Genomic DNA, 3,276 nt, shown 5'->3' with positions numbered 1-3,276 from the left:
CGTCGGGAGTCTTGTCGATTAGGGTATGGCAATTGGCACAAAGAAGTATGATGTTCTCGTAAGAGCCTCTTTCTTCCTCGCTCAACTCTTCTTTGGTGCGAGGCCCACCATCGGTTGCCGCGAATATGTGGGCCATTTCCGACGATATGTGGATATTTTTCAAATCCTTCGGGAAAGAGAGGGGTATTGCACGCTGGGTTCTGGCAAAACCCGGCTGAATCGGTAAAGAGTTTGAGTTTTGTTGCCGGATTTGGATTGGCTTTTCCCCTAGAGCAAGCCACGTCAAGTCTCCTCAGATTGTTAAATTTTCGCAGGCCGGTGGTTATGCGGTACTCTCAAACTTAGGTCAGCGCAGCTTCTCTCTCCCAATTCCCCCCGAGACGAATGAGCTGGGTGAGCTGAAGACTGCTCTTAAAGGCTGCTACTTCTTCGTCAGCTCCATTAGATCGGCCAGATTGGGTGGAGCAATTTCAGAATGAGTGCTGCCATCTACCGGCCGAAAAAGCGCATTGAAAACGATCGCCAACTCAGCTGGTGTGGCAGCTTGGTCCACAGTGAGCGCGCTGTACGTCGTGGCTATAGTTCCTCGGAGTCGCGCATCTGCACCCAGCGCTAGGTTTTGCACTATAACTCGGCTGACATGCCTCAATAACCATGCGAAGGCCAACGTTGGGAGCGTGATGAACGCCAGAGGTACAAGGGCAAGCAGACCAGGGTCCTGCACATTTCCGACGATGCGTTGGTGAGCGTCTGCCACCAGATCGACACCGTAGTGTGTAAGCCAATATATCCCGCTTCCTAAGCCGAGCAGAAACAGTGCACCGAACCCGAACGCTATCGCAACGTGACCGTTTGCTTTCTTAGACCAATATGTAGTCGGCGCCTCCAAAACGAGGCGCTTTCGTACCTTGTCTTCGAGTTCCAATATCCGTGTGCTGGAGTCGGCTAAAGCCTGGGTCAATTGCGCCTGTGTGAATTTGGCGGCGTCGGCTGCGCTTTGACGGAACCTATCGATTTCGGCTTGGGTATCGCTTTGAGTTTTCCCGCTCCAAGTTTCGAACGCGTGCTTCATCTCCTCCGTTTCGTCTCGATGAGCGAGCGCGTCCGACACAACGGCAGTTAACTGATCCGCCTCAGGCTTTATCAGACTGGAGGGAACCAATTCCAAAATGGCGGCCAATCCTGATAGCCAGACAGCCCAGGGGAACGGCTGGCGACCGCTCTGATCAGGCCACGCATTGTGCGGACCAAGAGTTGCCGCAATAGCCGCCACAGCGCCGGGGTAAAGCTTAGGCTTCTCAGCTCGCAGCTTGGAAAGGAAGCGCCCATACAAACCCTCACTTAGGAGAGCGCCCCGGTCCTCAAGAATCTTGAGCGCATCTTCGGGATGTGGGCCGGTGCTCATGGCCTCGTTAAAGATTGCGGTTGTTAGAGGGTCTAGAAAGGCGAGTCCTTGCGAGCCACCTGGAAGCGGGAAGTCTCGGGGCTGATTATATTCCTGCCAGTGTTTGATCTCAGACGTTAAGAAAGCACGCAGTTCATCCTGGGTGCGAAAGATCTTACTCCATCGCTGACGCGGAACACTGAACCTAACCGGGTATCCCCCATCTTTGGATTTTATTGGCATTTGCTACCCCTGCGCCGTTAGCGACCATGATGCTAACTGCCACCCTATTTTTGGATGATCTTCACGCAAAGTAGTTTCCCCTTCAAGCGAGCCGGCGGGGCACTGCTAACGAAAGCCGCCTCACTGCTTGAAACAATGCTCCCGATGCCATTGCAGGAACCGAGGATGCGGTCGTTCCGACAATCGGCTCGGCAGAAGCGCGCGGCGCGTCTTGTTGATGAACCCCTGCACGCTGTCGACGTCGTTGACCTGGCGCGAGATCAGGATCTCCAGATCGTCGGATAGGCTGATCAATCCGCGATCGAACATCCAATGCGCTGTGCCGGACAACGCAATGCCGTTGTTGATAACATCCGGGCCATTCCTTTCGACCGGTCGAATATGGGCGGCTGACACCTCGGCTCGGCCGCCGCCGTTGATCAGCTTCAGCCCCGTAATCGCGCAGCGCTCGTCATAGGCGCGCAGGACGATGCGGCGGAAAATTCGATCCCGCACGATTCGCGATCCGATGTAGTTCGACCGGTCACGGCTCTGCTCAAACTGAAACGGCGCCTGCTCTTCCTGAAAGCCGGTTTCTTCGACGCGCGGCACCACCTCGCTCGCATCGAAAGCCAGATCGATGATGCGGTTGAAATCGGCAGGACTAAGCGCGCGGACGGCGGATTGCGCACGGCCGGATATTCTGCCCTCGTTATTGAGCAGACCGCGTTCGACCAGACCATCGGCCCCACTGAATGGAACAGGATTGACGAAATCGAGGTAGGTTCCGGGTTCGATCAGAGCGAGGTACATGTCAGGCGCCGAAAGATCGGGAATAACCTGCTGGACCTTTGCCATCGCGAAATAACCGCGCGTCTCGGTCACCTTGCTGGGTTCGTAATAGATGATCCAATCGCCGACGCAGGCTTCGACGCGGCGCAGATACTGGCGAGGGAATTGGTACTGCTCAGCGGGGCTGTCATCGTAGATCGAATCTGTGCGGTGAATGAAAACCCCAAATGCCATGGTCTTCTATTTGCTCGGAGTACGTCCGCGCCGATACAGCCTGATGTCGGGTGTTTAGTCTAGGTAGGAGAAAGCTTTTCCTCTGCCGCGACGGATAACTGCCTGTTCCACCCCGCCCCGCTTTCTGCTTGATATCGCCTCCGCCAATGGAGCACCGCCACCGACCCCCTGCGCGCCCTTGCGCCAACGCTTCCTCGCCCGCAGCGCCGATCAGCTCGCCGGGCTGGAGGCAATCGCGCATCACCCCCTCTCGCCGAGCAGGGCAAGCATGCGCGGCGTTCGAGATGACGATGTCGAGGTCCTCGCCCATCGAGTCCCGTGGCGGATCCGACCAGCTCACGGCCCCACAACCAAACTGACCTTTTTTGGGTGGATTTTTTCGGAAGCCGCGAGTCCTGCGGAAAGCTGCCCAGGAATTGGGCAGTTCGATCCTCGGGTGTTGCATTTTTGCTACTACGAATCTCGACAACCCCTGCTAGAAACGCGGCGGTTTTAAATTGGGGCTATGGGCTATGCTTCTTCTTCGTGTTTCCGCGAAATCCGTTCTGCTGGGCGCTGTTTCGGCCGTTGCCTTGATGTCGGCCGCGCATGCCGCCGACGTTGTCCAGGAGCCGGCGGCTCCCGGCTTCAACTGGAGCGGCGTC

The 3,276-nt window shown here is 56.5% G+C and carries 3 protein-coding genes; all 3 read right to left on the bottom strand.

Translation table 11 applies throughout. From position 1 onward, the window contains the following. Positions 1-286, bottom strand: a 286-nt coding sequence (locus tag EOA28_RS29810) for an HNH endonuclease (protein ID WP_210214972.1), incomplete at its 3' end; no start/stop codon positions are given. Positions 287-421: 135 nt separating this feature from the next. After that, positions 422-1,405, bottom strand: a complete 984-nt coding sequence (locus EOA28_RS29805) for a DUF6161 domain-containing protein (RefSeq protein WP_189342240.1) — start codon at positions 1,403-1,405, stop codon at positions 422-424. A 342-nt stretch (positions 1,406-1,747) separates the two neighbouring features. Continuing rightward, positions 1,748-2,632 carry an HNH endonuclease gene (locus EOA28_RS29800; protein WP_128315581.1) on the bottom strand — a complete coding sequence of 295 codons (885 nt, stop codon included), beginning with the start codon at positions 2,630-2,632 and terminating at the stop codon, positions 1,748-1,750. Positions 2,633-3,276 lie beyond the last annotated feature (644 nt).

This window comes from Mesorhizobium sp. M2A.F.Ca.ET.067.02.1.1 (assembly GCF_004023285.1).
Taxonomy (GTDB): Bacteria; Pseudomonadota; Alphaproteobacteria; order Rhizobiales; family Rhizobiaceae; genus Mesorhizobium.
Note: the sequence above shows the minus strand (reverse complement) of the source record. Positions and strands in the feature narration are given on the sequence as shown.